The following is a 15,916-nucleotide window of genomic DNA, read 5'->3' on the forward strand; positions in this document are numbered from 1 at the left end:
GCCTGTTCCTATGCCTATGGCCTGGCCTCAGGCCATGCCGGTTCCCAGATACGCCTCGATCACGCGCTTGTCCGCCTGCACCTGGGCGGGCTTGCCCTCGGCGATCTTGATGCCGTAGTCCAGCACAATCACGTGATCGGAAATCGCCATCACCAGATCCATGTGGTGCTCGACCATCAGCAGCGTGATGCCGCAGGATGCGCCGATGCGCACCAGCAGCTCGCCCAGCTCCGCGGTCTCCTGCGGGTTCAGCCCAGCCGCCGGTTCGTCCAGCAGCAGCAGGGTCGGCTCCGTCGCCAATGCGCGCGCCAGTTCCACGCGCCGCTGCAGGCCATACGGCAGGCTGCCCGCCGGCGTGTCGGCCAGATGCTCCAGGCCCACCATGCGCACCAGCCGATAGGCGTGCTCGCGCGCGCGGCGCTCCTCGGCGCGTGCGCTCGGCAGACCCAGCAGCGATGTCCAGAAGCCGTTCTTCATGCGGCTGTGGCGGCCCAGCAGCACGTTGTCCAGCACCGACAGTTCGCCGAACAGGCGCAGGTTCTGGAAGCTGCGGCCTATGCCCAGCTTGCAGATGACGTGCGGCCGCTCGCCCGCAATGTCCGTGCCCTGGAAGCGGACCACGCCCGCGTCTGGCAGCACCACGCCGCTGAGCATGTTGATAAGCGTGCTCTTGCCCGCGCCGTTCGGTCCGATCAGGGCGTGCACGTGGCCGCGCCGCAGACAGAAGGAAATGTCCTGCGCCGGCTTCACCCCGCCATAGGCCTTGGACAGGCTCTCGACCACCAGCAACAGTTCTTCCTGCGCCGCAACCGCCGGCTTGGCCATGGCCGGCGCCGCCACCTCGCTGCCGCCGCCTTGCGGCCGCGCATCCGCGACCCGCCGCGCGCGGCGCGAGAACAGACCCATCACGCCGCCCGGCATGAAGTACAGCGCGAACAGCAGCAACGCGCCGTAGAAGAAATGCTGCACCGACGGCCAGCGCGCCAGCATCGCATCGATGATGGTCAGCGCTATCGCTCCCACGGCCGGCCCCGCCTTCGAGCCCGCCCCGCCGAACAGCACCAGCAGCAAAATGAAGATAGACAGATTGAAGCCGATGAAATCCGAGTTGATGTACTGGTTCTGCTGCGCCACCAGCGCGCCCGCGATGCCGCAGGTCACGGCCGCCACCACGAAGGCGATGACCTTGGCGCGATACACGCGCACCCCGACGGAAGACGAGGCGATCTCATCGGCCTGCACCGACAGCAAGGCGCGTCCGAAGCGTCCGTCCAGCACGTTGCGCAGCAGCAGCTGCGTCGCCACGCACAGCACCAGCGCGAACCACACCCACTGTTGGTTGGTGAACGGGTTGCCGCCCCAGGTCAACGGCATGATGCCGAACAGGCCCGAAGGGCCGCCGAACACGTCCACCCATTCTGTGACGATCTTCTCCATGACGATGCCGAAAGCCAGCGTCACCATGGCCAGGTACGGCCCCTTAACGCGCAGCGACGGCAGGGCGATCAGCACGCCGAACACGCCGGCCACCACCGGCGCCGCGGCCAGGGCCAGCCACGGATCGACTTGCCAACGCGAGGTCAGCAAGGCCGCCGTATAAGCGCCGGCCGCAAACAAGCCTGCCTGGCCCAGCGACTTCTGTCCCGCATACCCCACCAGCACGTTCACGCCCGCCGCGCACAGGTAGTACACGCAAGCCATGAATACGATGCGCAGGTAGTAATCGTTGTCCACCAGGGCGGCGAATACGGCGAGCGCCGCCGCCAGCGCCACGGCGATCAGGGTCTGGCCGTGCCGCTTCATACCTTCTCCACCAGACGCTTGCCGAACAGGCCGGTGGGCTTGACTGCCAACACCAGGATCACCAACCCGAAGATCGCCACTTCACGCCATTGCGACTGCCAGAGGTTCACATAGGACTCCAGCAGCCCCAGCACGAAGCCGCCCAGCACGCAGCCGCGCGGATTCGACAGGCCGCCTATCATCGCGCCGGAAAAGCCCTTCAGGCCGATGGCCAGGCCCATGAATATCGAAGCCGACGTGATCGGCGCGACCAGAAAACCCGCCAGGCCGGCCAGCGCCGAACTGGCGAAGAAGGCTCCGGTCATCACTGCGTTCACATTGATGCCCATCAGGTTGGCGACCGCGGGATTGGCGGCCACGGCCCGCATCGCCTTGCCCAGCACCGTGCGGTTCATGACGCGGTCGAACAGCACCATCACCACCACCGCCACGGCGAGCAGCAGCAGTTCCTGGCTGCGCACCCCCGCGCCGAACACGCGGATCACCTCGTCGCCGAAGGGCGCCGGCACCGTGACCGGCGCGGGTCCCCAGACCGCGAACGCGGCGCTCTGCAGCAGGATGCCGAAGCCTAGCGTGCTCATGACCCAGGCCATGCCCGGGCGCGAGGCGAACGGCCGCACGCCGAACACGTACAGCAGCACGCCCAGCAAGCCCATCACCAGCACCGCCGCCAGCCCGGCCAGCAAGTACTCCCAACCACTCAGTTCCAGGCCTGTGAAGGCCGCGGTAGTGATCGGCTTGCCGGCAAACAGGAACAAGGCGCCTACCCCGATAAACGCACCCACGGACACGAATTCCCCGTGTCCGAAGTTGAGCGTGCGCGTGGTCGTGAACGTGATGCTGAAGCCCAGCGCCACCAACGCATACGCGCCCCCTACGGCTAGCCCGCTGACGAGCGCCTGCAACAATGTCGCCAACATGATGGCCCCTTATGCCTGTCGCTGTCCTGCTGCTACTTGGCGACGGCGACGGTCACGTCATCCGCGTAAGGCACCAGCTTGCCGTCCTGCCAGTGCGCCCACTTGTAGTCGCTTACCAGCAGCGCGTCATGCACCGTGGCCGAGAACGGCTTGGTGTAGGTCTTCATCGCGCCTTCGTAGGTGCCATCCAGGTTCTCCAGCGCCAGGCGCACCTTGTCGCCATCGGTGGAGTTCGCCTGCTTGATCGCCATGCCCAGCAGATTCATGCCGTCATAGGCATGCGCCAGAAAGCCGAACGCGGTGGGCGAGGTCATCTTGGCCGATACGCGGTCATACAGCTTCTGCTGCGCGGCCGTGCGGTTGTCGGTGATGGTGCGCAGGAAAAAAGGCTTTTCCGACAGCGTCTTGCCCGCCGTGTCGTAGAACGCGATGTTGTCCGCCGCCCACGAGGTCAGCGTCAGCGGGAACCAGTTGATCTTCTCCATGCTGCGGAACACGTGCGCGATCGGCGTGCTCTGCGCCCAGATCACCACCGTGTCCACGCCCGCCGCCTTCAGCTTGTTCAGCTGCGAGGTCATGTCGGTATCGGCCACGCCGAACTTCTCGACCGCGACGGCCTTGACGCCCTGCGCCGCGCCCACTTCCTCCAGGTCCTTGAGCGCGCTCTGGCCGTAGCCGGTCGTCTCGATCATGAAGCCCACGTTCTTGACCTTGGGATTCTTCTTCAGGTAGCCGATCACGCCATCGACCTGTTCGCGGTCCACCATGCCGACGCGGAACATGTAGTTGTCGGCGCCTGCGCGCATGGGCTTGGTGATGTCGGTGCCGGAACCGATGGCGCCCATGACGGGGATCTTCTTCTGGTTCGGGATGTGCTTCCAGGCGAGCGCGTTGCCCGAGTTGGTGGGGCCGACGATGGCCACGACCTTTTCGTTGTCGATCAGGTCCGTCATGTTCTGGATCGACTTGGGCGGCTGGGACAAGTCATCGCGAACCACCAGCACCAGCTTGCGTCCGAGCAAGCCGCCATTGGCATTGATGTCGTCGATGGCCGTGCGCAGGCCCAGCACCGCGGCCTGCCCGCTTTGCGCGGACGGCGAAGCCGACAGGTCGCCGTTGAAGCCGATCTTGATGTCCTGGGCATAGGCCTGCGCGCCCACGGCCAGCGCGCACAAGGCGGCCGCCTTGGACAAGGTGGAAAAAATCCCCGCTGCTTTCATCGTTGTCTCCAGTGTTTTTCAGATGTGCTGCACGTCGATGATTCTTCTTTCTGCCTCTCGCCCCAGGAGCCTGGCGCTATACCGCGAGGTAGCCGCCATCCACCGGCAGGGACACGCCCGTCACGTACTGCGCCATCGGCGAAGCCAGGAACACGGCGGGGCCCACCAGGTCTTCGGGCTGTCCCACCCGTCCCAGCGGAATGCGCTGCATGAAGTTCGCCAGCCGGGCGGGATCGTCCCGCGTGTACTGCGTCATCGGCGTTTCGATGACACCCGGCGCAATGGCGTTGACCCGTATGCCGTCCGGCGCGAGGTCGCGCGCCATGGCCTGCGTCATCATCTTTACGCCACCCTTGGACGGCGAATAGCCCAGGGTCGTGCCCACCCCGGCAAACGACGCGATGGAGCCCACGTTGATGATGACGCCGCGCGTGGCGCGCAACGCCCCCAGGAAGGCGTGGATCATGTTGAAGCTGCCGTTCAGGTTCACGTCCAGCACGCGACGCCAGTTCTCGGCGGCGCGCGGACTGTCTATGCCTTCGCGGATCAGGATGCCGGCGTTGTTGACCAGCACGTCGATCGGCCCCACTTCCAGCTGCACCTGCGCCGCGATCGCCGTGCATGCCTCGGGGTCCGTCACGTCGAGCGCGTGGCTCCAGGCCTCTCCGCCCGCGGCGATGATGGCGCGTGCCGTCTGCATGGCGTTATCGGCCTGCACATCGGTCGCCACCACGCGCGCGCCCGCAGCCGCCAGGCCCAGCGCCAATGCCCGTCCGTTGCCTTGCCCCGCTCCCGTCACCAGGGCAAGCTTGCCCTGCAGCAGCCCCGCCGTCGCGGCGCTCATGCGGCCGCCTGCGCGGAAGCGTCCGCGGCTTGCTCGCGCGCAGCGGCCTTGCCGGCGGCTGCAATGCTCTGGCCCGCGACGTAGCCGAAGGTCAGCGCCGGACCCAAGGTGATGCCCGCGCCAGGGTAGTTGCCTCCCATGATGCTGCAGGCGTCGTTGCCCACGGCGTACAGGCCGGGTATGACCGCGCCCAGCTCGTTCAATGCGCGGCCCTGGCCATCGACCTTCAGGCCGGCGAAGGTGCCGATATCGCCGATCATGACCTTGATCGCGTAATACGGCCCTTTCACGATGGGCGCCACGCAGGGATTCGGGCCATGCAGCGCATCGCCTTGATAGCGGTTGTAGGCCTTGCTGCCCTTGCCGAATTGCGGATCACGGCCCAGCGCGGCCTCGCGGTTGTACGCTTCGACCGTCTGGCGCAGGCTGCCGGCATCGATGCCGGTCTTCTGCGCCAGCTCCGCCACCGATGCACCGCGAGTCAGATAGCCTGTGTCCAGGTAGCGCTTGATGGGCAACGGGAACGGCGCCACGCTGCCCAGGCCATATTTGCGCAGGGTCTTGTGGTCGCAGATCAGCCAGGCGCAGGTCTCGCCCTGTCCCTCGCATGCGCGCACCATCTCCTGCACGAAGTCATGGTACGAACTGCCTTCGTTGGTGAAGCGGCGACCATTACGCGTGACGGCGATGACGCCCGGCTTGGCGCGGTCGATGAAGTGCGGCATGTAACCCGGGCTGCCGTCCTTGCGGGTCACCACGGACACCGGCACCCATGCCGCGGCATTGGGCAGGGCGGTATTGACCTGCCCGCCCGCGCTCTCGGCCAGGCGCAGCCCGTCGCCGCTGTTGCCCGTGGGCGATGGCGAATAGTGTTCCGTGCCGTTGGGTGCGTGCGCATACAGCTGCTTGCGGCGTTCGATGTCATAGGGAAAGCCGCCGGAAGCCAGTACCACGGCGCGCGCGGCGCGCACGCGCACGGTCGCGCCATCGCGCTGCACCACCGCGCCGCGCACGGCGCCATCTTCGATGATGAGCGACCTGGCCGGCGCGTTCAGCCACAGGGGCACGCCCAGCTTGAACGCGGAGGCGGCCAGCCGGCCGGCCAACGCATTGCCGTTGGTCAGCGTCATGCCGCGGCCATGCTTGGCCACATCCAGGAAATGCCGGCTCAGGCGCTTGGCCACGTACCAGGCCGAGGCCAGCGAGCGCGTGACTCGCATGAAATGCACGATCTCCTTGCCCGAGCCTAGCATCATGCCGAACACGGTCAACTCGGGCAGCGCGGGCGCCAGGTCCCTGACGTGGGCGCCGAGCTTGCGGCCATCGTAGGGCCGCGCCACCATTGAACGTCCGCCCTGCTTTCCGCCGGGGGCTTCCGCGTGATAGTCGGGGAACACCAGCGGCATGTCGAACTGCACTTCGGTGTTCGACGTGAAGAAGTCGACAGCGCGCGGCCCCTGCTCCAGAAAGGCATCCACGCGTTCGGCGTTGTAGCTGTCGCCGGCTTCGTGACGCAGATAGGCGCGGCCTTCGTCCGGTGTTTCATGGATGCCCTGCACCTTGGCCAGCGAGGTGCCCGGTATCCACAGCCAGCCGCCGGAACGCGCGGTGGAGCCGCCAAAGCGCGGCTCTTTTTCAACGATAAGGACCTTCAGGCCTGACGTTGCCGCGGTGATTGCAGCTGCCATGCCCGACGCGCCCGACCCGACCACCAACACGTCGCAGTCGTATTGACGAGAATCTTCCACGTTGTCTCCATACCCTTGGGGCGGCTTGCTCCCGATCGCGAAACCAGGGCAGCCTTCTTATTCTTTGGACTGTAGAGAACGCATTTGATAATGTCAATATGGTTCACGATTAGCGAAAGTACTAACATAGGCAACCTCATTCGATAAAAGAAAATGGCCACCAGACCCAGCTCCGGCAAGCGCAATGCCGATCACGCTCCCGCCTCGCCGCCGCGCAGACGCGGCATCCAGTCCATCGAAGTCGGCGGCAAGATCCTGCTGGCGCTGCTGGAACACTCGTCTTCGCTACCGCTGGGCGCGCTGGCGAAGGCCGCCGGCATGTCGGGCGCCAACGCCCACGCCTATCTCGTCAGCTACGGCAATCTGGGCCTGGTCAGGCAGGACCCAAACACCGGCGAATACGAGTTGGGGCCGCTCGCGCTGCAGCTGGGGCTGGCGGCGTTGCACCGGCTCGATCCCATCAAGATCGCCATCCCGATGACGCGCGAGTTCGCCGAAAGAACCGGACAGACCATCGCCATCGCAGTGCTGGGCAACCTGGGGCCAGTCATCGTGCATCTGCACGAATCCAACTACCCCATTCACGTCAACATGCGCACCGGCACGGTCATGTCGCTGACCAACACGGCAACGGGCAAGGTGTTCGCGGCGCTGCTGCCGCCCAAGAAGATAGAAAGCCTGCTGCACGAAGACCATCTGCGCCTGGGCGCAGTGCCTTCATTGGGCAAGACGGAGAAGTTTGAACGGACCCTGCGCGAAGTCCGCCAGCGCGGCGTCGCGCGCGCCATGGGCGATCCCATTCCCGGCATCAACGGCCTGAGCGCGCCGGTGTTCGACTCGAACGGCAACGTGGTGCTGGTGATCACCGCCATCGGCGCCGCCGGCGTGTTCGACGTACGCTGGACCAGTCCGCTGATCGATGACATCAAACGCTGTGCCGACGCCATCTCGGCTGAACTGGGCTGGCAGAACCGCGACGTGCGCGCGACGCGCCAGAGCTAGGACCGGCAACGCGATATCGCCACGCGGCAAAAGGCCGCTGCATGGATGCATCCGTGCAGCGGCCTTTGTGTATTTCGAGTCAGCCTTGCGGCAAGGCTGCGATGCTCAATGCAGCAACACCTTGTCCAGCGATTCGGTGAAGCGCTTGGCATCCTGGAAGCCCACCACGCGCGCCTCGGGCAGCTCCTTGCCGCCCGGCTCGAAGAACATGATGCCGGGTGGACCGAACAGGCGGAAGCGCTTGAGCAGCGCACGGTCATCGGCGTTGTTCGCGGTCACGTCGGCCTGCACCAGCAGCATGCCCGACATGCGCTGCGCGACGCCCGGATCGGTAAAGGTGAAGCGCTCCATCTCGCGGCACGACACGCACCAGTCGGCGTAGAAATCCAGCATCACCGGTTGACGGCTTTGCGCCAGCAAGGCATCCAGTTCGGCGTTGTTGCGCACGCGCTGGAAATGCACTTCGCCGCTGCTGGCCGCCACGCCTGCGGGTGCATCGGCGCGCGCCGCAAAGTGCGACAGCGGCTGCAGCACGTCGCGTCCGCCGCTGGCCGCGCCGATCAGCCAGGCCGCAGCCGCCAGCGCCAGCAACAGGCCTACGCCCTTGCCGAACATGCGCGCGGCGCCCGCGCCATCGGGCAAGGCATCGAACGCCCGCAGCATCACCGCGGCAACCACAGCCAGGAAAGCCCAGCCCGTCATCTGCACCCAGGTCGGCACCACAGGGATCAGCATCCACCAGGCGGTCCCCAGCAAGAGCATGCCGAACAATCGCTTCACGCCGTCCATCCAGGGACCCGCCTTGGGCAGCAAGGCGCCCGAGGACGCGCCCACGATCAAGAGCGGCACGCCCATGCCCCAGGCCATTGCGAAGAGCGCCGACCCGCCCAGCACCACGTCCCCGGTCTGCGAGATGTACAGCAGTGCGCCCGCCAACGGCGCGGCCACGCAAGGGCCGACGATCAGCGCCGACAGCGCGCCCATCACCAGCGCGCCGGTGTAGCGCCCGCCCGGAATGCGCGCAGAGCGTTGCGACAGCCAGCCCTGGATGCCTGCAGGCATCTGGAACGTAAAGGCATCGAACATGGCCAGCGCCAACACGGCCAACAGGATGGCGAACAGCGTCAGGATCCAAGGCGTCTGCAGCCAGGCCGCGAGTCCCGCTCCGCTCAGTCCGGCCGCCACGCCCAGCGCGGTATAGACCACGGACATGCCCAGCACGTAAGTCGCGGCCAGGGCCAGACCGCGACCGCGCGACGGCCTGGCCTGCGCGGCGCCGCCCAACACGATCGAGGACAGGATGGGGATCATGGGCAACACGCAGGGCGTGAAAGCCAGCAGCAACCCCAGCACCAGGAACACGCCGGCGGTCTTCACCCAACCCAGGCCGCCCAAGGCGTCGGCCAGGCCGGTGTCGCCGGCATTGACCAGCGCGCCAAGGCCGCCGGATGCGCCGGATGCGGCTGCGGAAATACCTCCCGGTCCGGCCAGCGCATAGCCGCCGGCCACTGGCGTGAGCTTCACGCTGCTATCCATGGGCGGATAGCACAGCCCCGCATCGGCGCAGCCTTGCGCGGTCAGGGTCAGGGTGAAGGGCTGTCCGCCCGCGGCCACCGGCACGCGGATCGCCACGTCCTGGTGGAAGACCTCCATGTCCTTCTCGAAGGTCGGGTCGTACTTGACCTCGCCCTTGGGATAGACGGCCTCGCCCAGCTTGGCCGCGCCGATGGGACTGATGGTGATGCCAAAGCGCTCGCGGTACATGTAGTAGCCGGGTGCGACGCGGTAGCGCAGTTCCAGCATTTCAGGCGCCACCATCTCGGCGCTGAATACGAAGGCCTTCTCGGGCTCCAGGAACTCGGCCTCGGCGCGCGCGGCAGCCTGCCAGCCCAACAACAGCAGCATCATGGCCAACAGGGCCAACCACTGCCTGAAGAAGGCGCGCGACGCGCGGGACTCGCGCCGGAGCGCGCCGATACCGACTAGTTGCAACATCAGTCTCTCTTGTTCTGCGTGACGGCCGTCTGTTCACGCACCCAATCCAGATAGGGCGCCGCGCCGCCGATGACTGGCAGCACGATGATCTCGGGCACATCGTAGGGATGCATCTGCGCCAGGGCCTGCACTACAGCCTCGTGGCGCGCGTATGTGGTCTTGATGTGGATGGGGATTTCTTCCGCCCCTTCGACCTCTCCTTTCCACATGTAGATGGACAGGCCCGGCGCGCCAAGGTTCACGCAGGCGGCCAATCCGTCTTCGACCAGAACATGCGCAATCCGCTTGGCCAGCAGCAGGTCGGGCGCATTGCTGATGACCAGCACAACGTCGTCATCTCGCAACATGGAGGCTCCTCGGAATACCCGTATGGGATGTAACTCGGGGTATTTTATCGGTATTGCGGCCATCGTCCGGATCCGCCGGGCCAGAACGCGCCGCCATGCCACCCGCACCCACCGAGGCACGCATGTCCGATAACTGCCTGTTCTGCCGCATTGCCCGTCACGAAATCCCCGCGCACGTGATCCACGAAGACGAACGCCTGCTGGCCTTTCTCGATATCCACCCGGTGCGCCCCGGGCACGTGCTCATCATCCCCAAGCAGCACTATCCCTATTACGAGGACATGCCGGCCGACCTGGCGGGCAGCATCCTCAACCTGGGCCAGAAGCTCGGACGCCACATGAAGCGCCTGTATGACGTCGAGCGCGTGGGCTTCGCCTTCACCGGCATCCACGTGGCGCATGCGCACGCCCACGTCATCCCCATGCATCATCCGCAGGACGTCACGTCCACCCAGTACATCGAGCAGCAGGACCTGACCTTCAAGATGCCGCCCCAGCCCGCAGCCGAGGCGCTGGCCGCGACAGCCGCGCAACTGCGCGGCGAGCTGCACGCCTCGTAACGCGCGGCGGCCGCACAAAAAAAACAAGGGCGGGTCCGAAGACCCGCCCTTGTCGCTTATCGAGCTGCCGAAATTATTCGGCGCTGTCCTCAGCGGCTTCATCGACTTCCGGACGGTCAACCAGTTCCATGAAAGCCATGGGAGCGTTGTCGCCTTGACGGAAGCCCATCTTCAGCACGCGGGTGTAGCCGCCGTTACGAGCCGCGTAGCGCGGGCCGATTTCGGCGAACAGCTTCACCACCGCATCGCGATCGCGCAGACGGGCAAAAGCCAGACGCTTGTTCGCGAGCGTGGGCTCCTTGCCCAGCGTGATCAGGGGTTCGATGACGCGGCGCAATTCTTTCGCCTTCGGCAGCGTGGTCTTGATGGCTTCGTGGGTGATCAACGAAACGGCCATGTTGCGGAACATGGCAAGACGGTGACTGCTGGTGCGGTTGAGCTTACGCAAGCCATTACCGTGACGCATGATAAGTTTCCTTTGAATCTAAAGATGGCGTCAGCCATCGGGTTGCCGGCTCTTCTATCAACCTGCAATCAGGCCGCGGTCCGGTAGAAAACGGTGCATTTTACGACGGTTTCGCAAACTGGCCGGCGCAAGGCCGGCTGCCTGCGGGAACCGCCTCTTTTCAGAGGCGGCACCCTTTCAAGACTTAGGGACGCTCCAGGCCCAGGGGGGGCCAGTTTTCGAGCTTCATGCCCAGCGTCAGGCCGCGTGCGGCCAGGACTTCCTTGATCTCGTTGAGCGACTTGCGACCCAGGTTCGGGGTCTTGAGCAGCTCGTTTTCGGTACGCTGGATCAGGTCGCCGATGTAGTAGATGTTTTCGGCCTTCAGGCAGTTGGCCGAACGCACGGTCAGTTCCAGGTCGTCGACCGGGCGCAGCAGCACCGGATCGATCTGCGGCGTGCCGCGGACCGGGGCTTCGTACGAGTCGCCAGCGCCTTCCAGGGCGGCGAAGACCGAGATCTGGTCCATCAGGATGCGGGCCGACTGGCGCACCGCTTCCTCGGGCGAGATCACGCCGTTGGTTTCGATGTCCAGGACCAGCTTGTCCAGGTCGGTACGCTGTTCCACACGGGCGCTTTCAACCGCGTAGCTCACGCGGCGGACCGGGCTGAACGAAGCGTCCAGAACGATGCGGCCGATGGTGTGGGTGCGGTCTTCCGACAGCGCGCGCACGTTGCCCGGCACGTAGCCACGGCCCTTTTCAACCTTGATCTGCATTTCCAGCTTGCCTGCGTCCGTCAGGTTGCAGATGGCATGGCCGGGGTTGATGATCTCGACGTCGTGCGGCAGCTCGATGTCGCTGGCCAGCACGGTGCCCGCGCCGGTCTTGCGCAGAACCAGGGTCACTTCGTCGCGATTGTGCAGCTTGAAGACCACGCCCTTCAGGTTCAGCAGGATGTCGACGACATCTTCGCGAACGCCCGGGATGGTCGAGTATTCGTGCACCACGCCCGTCATCTGGACTTCGGTCGGCGCGTAGCCGGTCATCGAAGACAGCAGGATGCGGCGCAGGGCGTTGCCCAGCGTGTGACCGTAGCCACGCTCGAACGGCTCCATCACGATCTTGGCATGGTGCGTGCCGACCGGTTCGACTTCAATGGAGCGCGGCTTCAGGAAACCTTGAGTGGACATTTACTGTGTTCCTTTTCAATACCCTCGGCTCGTTACACCGATAAGGCTGATGGACAGGGTGAAACTTGAAACGCGGACGATGCGAAAAACACCGGCCGATACTTACCGCAAAGCCCGCTCCGCCTGAAGGCGAAAAGCGGGCTGCTGCGGGACGTGCAAACGGGTCGCGAGACCAGCTCGCCGGCGCCTTGCGAAGGTAGCGCCGGCAGGCCTGATTAACGCGAGTACAGTTCGACGACCATCGATTCGTTGATGTCGCGAGCGACGTCAGCGCGATCGGGGGCCGACTTGAACGTACCGGTCAACTTGGTCGTATCGACTTCCACCCACTGGGGGATGCCGATGCTGGTGGCCAGGTCGAGCGATTCCTTGATGCGGCCTTGCTTCTTGGCCTTTTCGCGGACCGACACGACGTCGCCAGCCTTGACCAGCATCGAAGCGATGTCAGCCGTGTGGCCGTTCAGTTCGATGGCGCGGTGGCTCACCAGCTGGCGAGCTTCGGCGCGGGTCGAGCCGAAACCCATGCGGTAGACGACGTTGTCCAGGCGCGATTCCAGCAGCTGGATCAGCGTTTCGCCGGTGTTGCCACGGCGACGCTCGGCTTCAGCGAAGTACTTGCGGAATTGCTTTTCCAGCACGCCGTACATGCGCTTGAGCTTTTGCTTTTCGCGCAGTTGCAGACCGTAGTCGGAAGTGCGGGCACCCGAAGTGCGGCCGTGTTGGCCAGGCTTGGAATCCAGCTTGCACTTGGAATCCAGCGAGCGGCGGGCGCTCTTCAGGAACAGATCAGTACCCTCGCGACGCGAGAGCTTGCATTTGGGTCCAGTATAACGAGCCATGTGGATTCCCTTTAGATACGACGACGCTTCGGCGGACGGCAGCCGTTGTGCGGAACGGGCGTGATGTCGGCGATGGACGAAATCTTGATGCCCAGCGCGTTCAGAGCGCGGACCGACGATTCGCGACCAGGACCGGGGCCCTTGATACGCACTTCCAGCGTCTTGATGCCGTACTCCAGCGCGACGCGGCCAGCCGTTTCAGCAGCGACCTGCGCGGCGAACGGGGTCGACTTGCGCGAGCCCTTGAAACCAGCACCGCCCGACGTGGCCCACGACAGCGCGTTGCCCTGACGATCGGTGATGGTGATGATGGTGTTGTTGAACGAAGCGTGAACGTGCGCGATGCCGTCCGAGACGTTCTTCTTGACCTTTTTGCGCACGCGCGAAGCGCCGCTGGTGGAAGCTTTCGCCATAATCCAGTTCCTCGATTATTTCTTCAGGGACGCAGCAGCACGACGCGGGCCCTTGCGGGTCCGGGCGTTGGTGCGAGTGCGCTGGCCGCGCACGGGCAAACCGCGCTTGTGACGCATACCGCGGTAGGTTCCCAGGTCGATCAAACGCTTGATCGAGAGCTGTACTTCACGACGCAGGTCGCCTTCAACCGTGAACAGACCAACATGTTCGCGGACGCGTTCCAATTCAGCGTCGTTCAGATCCTTGACCTTCTTGTCAAAGGGTACGTTTGCCGCTTCGCAAATCTTGCGAGCGCGCGTACGACCGATGCCAAAAATGGCGGTCAGTCCGATCTCGGCGTGCTGTTGCGGCGGGATGTTAATGCCAGCAATACGGGCCATGACTATTCCTTGAATAAATCTGTTGCGTAGTCGCTAACCCGAGTTAGCCTTGACGCTGCTTGTGACGCGGGTCGGTGCAGATAACGCGCACCACGCCGTGACGTTTGATAACTTTGCAGTTGCGGCAGATCCGCTTAACCGATGCCATTACTTTCATGGTTGACTCCTAATTTTCCGTAATCCGGTTCCGCTCATTTGGAGCGGAAAACTATCCTGGCTCGCGTCAGATCATAGGGCGTGAGCTCCACTGTGACCTTGTCACCCGGCAGGATCCGGATGTAATGCATACGCATCTTGCCGGAAATATGGCCCAACACCACGTGGCCGTTTTCGAGCTTGACGCGAAATGTCGCGTTCGGGAGGTTCTCAAGAACCTCGCCTTGCATCTGAATGACGTCGTCCTTGGACATTCTTTTGCTTACCGCATCGGCAAACCCGCGCCCTTGAAGTTAGCCTTCTTGAGCAACGAGTCGTACTGGTGAGACATCATGTAGGCCTGAACCTGCGCCATGAAATCCATCGTCACCACCACAATAATCAACAGGGACGTACCACCGAAGTAGAAGGGAACGTTCCAGCGCATCACCAAGAATTCCGGCAACAGGCACACCAACGTGATGTAGATGGCACCTGCGAGCGTCAGACGCATCAGGATCTTGTCGATGTAGCGCGCTGTTTGTTCGCCCGGACGGATGCCCGGAACAAACGCACCACTCTTCTTCAGGTTGTCCGCCGTTTCGCGGCTGTTGAACACCAGAGCCGTGTAGAAAAAGCAGAAGAAAATAATCGCGACCGAGTACAGCGTGATGTAGAGCGGTTGACGAGGCGACAGGGCCGCAGCCAGGTCGCTAAGCCAGCGCATGTTCTCACTGCTGGAGAACCAGCTCGTGATCGTGGCCGGGAACAGAATGATCGACGATGCGAAGATCGGCGGAATCACCCCTGCCATGTTCAGCTTCAGCGGCAAATGCGAGCTTTGACCACCGTAGACCTTGTTGCCGACCTGACGCTTGGCGTAGTTCACCGTGATCTTGCGCTGTCCGCGTTCCACGAACACCACAAAAGCGGTAACCAGCACCACCAGAGCCACGATGAACAGTGCCGAAAGCACGGACATCGAGTTGGTGCGGACCAGGTCCAACAGTGCAGCCAGCGCCGCGGGCAGACCCGCAACGATACCTGCGAAGATCAGGATGGAAATCCCGTTGCCCAGACCACGTTCCGTGATTTGCTCACCCAGCCACATGACGAACATGGTGCCGGTGACCAAGGTCACGACGGTCGTAAAGCGGAACAGCATGCCCGGATCGATCACCAGTCCCTGCTGGGACTCCAACGCTACCGAAATGCCCACAGCCTGCACCAGCGCCAGCACGACCGTGCCGTAGCGGGTGTATTGGGTGATCTTCCGACGGCCGGCTTCGCCCTCTTTCTTGAGCGATTCCAGCGACGGCACCACCACAGACATCAGCTGCATGATGATGGATGCCGAAATGTACGGCATGATCCCCAGGGCAAAAATCGAGAAGCGCGAGAGCGCCCCGCCCGAGAACATGTTGAACAGGCCCAGGATCCCGCCCTGGTTCTGACGGAACAAGTCCGCCAGCGCATCCGGGTTGATGCCCGGCACGGGGATGTGTGTACCCAAACGGTAAACCACCAGGGCGAGCACCAGGAACACGAGGCGGCGCTTCAAATCGCCGTACCGTGCTCCGGTTTTGCCCAATGCCTGCGCGTTAGCCACTCGTCACCTCGTGATCAAGCAAGCGAGCCGCCCGCGGCTTCGATGGCGGCGCGAGCGCCGGCCGTCGCGGTAATGCCCTTGAGCACGACCTTGCGCGAGAGTTCACCCGACTTGATGACCTTGGCGAAACGAACCGCCTGGCCAATCACGCCAGCGGCCTTCAGCACTTGCACGTCGACTTCGTCGATGGGCAGGGCTTGCAGGTCCGACAGACGGACTTCGGCGTACAGGTGCTGGCCGAGCGGGGTGAAACCACGCTTGGGCAGACGACGCTGCAGCGGCATTTGACCGCCTTCGAAGCCAACCTTATGGAAACCGCCCGAACGCGACTTCTGACCCTTGTGACCACGGCCGGCGGTCTTACCCAGACCCGAACCGATGCCACGGCCGACGCGGCGCTTGGCGTGCTTGCTGCCCTCGGCGGGCTTCAGCGAATTAAGTTGCATATCCGACATGGTGATTC

Annotated in this window: 18 protein-coding genes; 2 read left to right on the forward strand and 16 right to left on the reverse strand. The window is 64.2% G+C overall.

What is annotated here, in order from left to right; translation table 11 throughout:
• Window positions 1-27: 27 nt before the first annotated feature.
• The 5 genes from IAG39_RS30855 to IAG39_RS30875 all read right to left on the reverse strand — a co-directional run bounded on the left by IAG39_RS30855 (window position 28) and on the right by IAG39_RS30875 (window position 6,475).
• Window positions 28-1,803, reverse strand: coding sequence for an ABC transporter permease subunit (locus IAG39_RS30855; RefSeq protein ID WP_118933120.1), 1,776 nt, complete (start codon window positions 1,801-1,803; stop codon window positions 28-30).
• Window positions 1,800-2,723 carry a branched-chain amino acid ABC transporter permease gene (locus IAG39_RS30860; RefSeq protein ID WP_059379409.1) on the reverse strand — a complete coding sequence of 308 codons (924 nt, stop codon included), beginning with the start codon at window positions 2,721-2,723 and terminating at the stop codon, window positions 1,800-1,802. Before IAG39_RS30860 ends, IAG39_RS30855 begins: the two co-directional genes overlap by 4 nt.
• A gap of 32 nt (window positions 2,724-2,755) precedes the next feature.
• Window positions 2,756-3,943 (reverse strand): ABC transporter substrate-binding protein, encoded by a 1,188-nt coding sequence (locus tag IAG39_RS30865; protein ID WP_059379408.1) that lies wholly within the window; start codon window positions 3,941-3,943, stop codon window positions 2,756-2,758.
• A gap of 76 nt (window positions 3,944-4,019) precedes the next feature.
• Complete coding sequence (locus IAG39_RS30870; RefSeq protein WP_118933121.1) at window positions 4,020-4,787, reverse strand: SDR family NAD(P)-dependent oxidoreductase; 768 nt, start codon at window positions 4,785-4,787, stop codon at window positions 4,020-4,022.
• A complete protein-coding gene (locus IAG39_RS30875; protein WP_240633312.1) occupies window positions 4,784-6,475 on the reverse strand; it encodes an FAD-dependent oxidoreductase in 1,692 nt (563 codons plus the stop codon). The genes IAG39_RS30870 and IAG39_RS30875 overlap by 4 nt, the downstream gene beginning before the upstream one ends.
• Before the next feature lie 213 nt (window positions 6,476-6,688).
• Between IAG39_RS30875 and IAG39_RS30880 the strand changes: the two genes are divergently transcribed.
• On the forward strand, window positions 6,689-7,537 hold the full coding sequence (locus IAG39_RS30880) for an IclR family transcriptional regulator (protein ID WP_118933123.1): 849 nt from the start codon (window positions 6,689-6,691) through the stop codon (window positions 7,535-7,537).
• A 105-nt stretch (window positions 7,538-7,642) separates the two neighbouring features.
• Here IAG39_RS30880 and dsbD read toward each other — a convergent pair whose 3' ends face one another.
• Together dsbD and cutA are read right to left on the reverse strand one after the other, a co-directional pair.
• The gene (gene dsbD, locus IAG39_RS30885) at window positions 7,643-9,532 is read right to left on the reverse strand and encodes a protein-disulfide reductase DsbD (protein ID WP_118933124.1); all 1,890 of its coding nucleotides are present in this window, start codon (window positions 9,530-9,532) and stop codon (window positions 7,643-7,645) included.
• On the reverse strand, window positions 9,532-9,879 hold the full coding sequence (gene cutA / locus IAG39_RS30890) for a divalent-cation tolerance protein CutA (protein WP_059379404.1): 348 nt from the start codon (window positions 9,877-9,879) through the stop codon (window positions 9,532-9,534). Before cutA ends, dsbD begins: the two co-directional genes overlap by 1 nt.
• 122 nt (window positions 9,880-10,001) lie before the next feature.
• On the opposite strand from cutA, the gene IAG39_RS30895 reads away from it, so the two are divergent.
• A complete protein-coding gene (locus tag IAG39_RS30895; RefSeq protein ID WP_059379403.1) occupies window positions 10,002-10,439 on the forward strand; it encodes an HIT family protein in 438 nt (145 codons plus the stop codon).
• Window positions 10,440-10,512: 73 nt separating this feature from the next.
• Here IAG39_RS30895 and rplQ read toward each other — a convergent pair whose 3' ends face one another.
• The 9 genes from rplQ to rplO form a co-directional block, all read right to left on the reverse strand.
• Window positions 10,513-10,905 (reverse strand): 50S ribosomal protein L17, encoded by a 393-nt coding sequence (gene rplQ / locus IAG39_RS30900; protein ID WP_006389635.1) that lies wholly within the window; start codon window positions 10,903-10,905, stop codon window positions 10,513-10,515.
• A 184-nt stretch (window positions 10,906-11,089) separates the two neighbouring features.
• Window positions 11,090-12,076, reverse strand: coding sequence for a DNA-directed RNA polymerase subunit alpha (locus tag IAG39_RS30905; protein ID WP_006216514.1), 987 nt, complete (start codon window positions 12,074-12,076; stop codon window positions 11,090-11,092).
• Between the two features lie 215 nt (window positions 12,077-12,291).
• Window positions 12,292-12,915 carry a 30S ribosomal protein S4 gene (gene rpsD, locus IAG39_RS30910; protein WP_054457258.1) on the reverse strand — a complete coding sequence of 208 codons (624 nt, stop codon included), beginning with the start codon at window positions 12,913-12,915 and terminating at the stop codon, window positions 12,292-12,294.
• 11 nt (window positions 12,916-12,926) lie between these two features.
• Window positions 12,927-13,328: a 30S ribosomal protein S11 gene (gene rpsK, locus IAG39_RS30915; protein WP_006216516.1), complete on the reverse strand. Its 402-nt coding sequence runs from the start codon at window positions 13,326-13,328 to the stop codon at window positions 12,927-12,929.
• Between the two features lie 15 nt (window positions 13,329-13,343).
• On the reverse strand, window positions 13,344-13,709 hold the full coding sequence (gene rpsM / locus IAG39_RS30920; protein WP_006216517.1) for a 30S ribosomal protein S13: 366 nt from the start codon (window positions 13,707-13,709) through the stop codon (window positions 13,344-13,346).
• Window positions 13,710-13,752: 43 nt separating this feature from the next.
• Window positions 13,753-13,866, reverse strand: a complete 114-nt coding sequence (gene rpmJ / locus IAG39_RS30925) for a 50S ribosomal protein L36 (RefSeq protein WP_003806928.1) — start codon at window positions 13,864-13,866, stop codon at window positions 13,753-13,755.
• 34 nt (window positions 13,867-13,900) lie between these two features.
• On the reverse strand, window positions 13,901-14,119 hold the full coding sequence (gene infA / locus IAG39_RS30930) for a translation initiation factor IF-1 (RefSeq protein WP_003806927.1): 219 nt from the start codon (window positions 14,117-14,119) through the stop codon (window positions 13,901-13,903).
• Between the two features lie 8 nt (window positions 14,120-14,127).
• Complete coding sequence (secY, locus tag IAG39_RS30935; protein WP_013397001.1) at window positions 14,128-15,453, reverse strand: preprotein translocase subunit SecY; 1,326 nt, start codon at window positions 15,451-15,453, stop codon at window positions 14,128-14,130.
• Between the two features lie 14 nt (window positions 15,454-15,467).
• Window positions 15,468-15,908 (reverse strand): 50S ribosomal protein L15, encoded by a 441-nt coding sequence (rplO, locus tag IAG39_RS30940; protein WP_059379401.1) that lies wholly within the window; start codon window positions 15,906-15,908, stop codon window positions 15,468-15,470.
• Between the last annotated feature and the right edge of the window lie 8 nt (window positions 15,909-15,916).

The sequence above is a fragment of the Achromobacter xylosoxidans genome (genome assembly GCF_014490035.1).
Taxonomy (GTDB): domain Bacteria; phylum Pseudomonadota; class Gammaproteobacteria; order Burkholderiales; family Burkholderiaceae_B; genus Achromobacter; species Achromobacter bronchisepticus_A.